The following is a 777-nucleotide window of genomic DNA, read 5'->3' on the forward strand; positions in this document are numbered from 1 at the left end:
CCCTCTCTGAACTCCAAATATCTTAGGCTGTTATTCCCATTAATACCTTGATTTCAGTAGACATTGAAAAGCCGAAGAGCGTTCCATTTCTTCGGTTCTTTTTATATATTCCTCGAATGGTCTCCATGCCCTTAATCGTGGAAGAGGCTGTACGGAGACTTTGATAAAATTTATTTCGTCGTTTAATAGGTCGAGGGTCTTGTTCTATTAAATTGTTAAGATACTTCACAGTTCGGTGCTCTGTCTTAGTATATAAACCCACACTCTGTAACTTTCTAAAGGCGGAGCCAAGAGAAGGTGCTTTATCGGTCACAATTGCTTTCGGCTCACCAAACTGTTTATGGAGTCGTTTTAAGAAAGCATAGGCTGCTTGCGTATCCCGTTTCTTTCGTAACCAGATATCTAAGGTTAAGCCGTCCGCATCAATTGCACGATAAAGATAATGCCAACCTCCCTTAATTTTGATATAGGTTTCGTCCATTTTCCATGAATAGAAGGATTGTCTATTTTTCTTCTTCCAAAGATAATAGAGGACTTTGCTGTACTCTTGCACCCAACGATAAATCGTAGTATGACAAACATTTATTCCACGATCATATAACAATTCCTGAACTTCACGATAGCTTAGATTGTAACGCAGGTAGTAACCAACAGCGACAATAATGACGTCTTTTTTGAATTGTTTGCCTTTAAAATGATTCATTACTCTGTCCTCTCTGTCTTTTTTCTCAATTTTACACTAAAATAGATTTTTTGGAAAACTTTGCAACAGAACCA

At 37.7% G+C, this 777-nt stretch carries 1 protein-coding gene; it reads right to left on the reverse strand.

Annotation, left to right across the window (positions count from 1 at the left end; translation table 11 throughout):
- Nucleotides 1–22 precede the first annotated feature (22 nt).
- Complete coding sequence (locus HMPREF2961_RS01775; RefSeq protein ID WP_070703835.1) at nucleotides 23–703, reverse strand: IS6 family transposase; 681 nt, start codon at nucleotides 701–703, stop codon at nucleotides 23–25.
- Nucleotides 704–777 lie beyond the last annotated feature (74 nt).

This window comes from Enterococcus sp. HMSC076E04, assembly GCF_001814285.1.
In the GTDB taxonomy this organism is placed as follows: Bacteria; Bacillota; Bacilli; order Lactobacillales; family Enterococcaceae; genus Enterococcus_B; species Enterococcus_B lactis.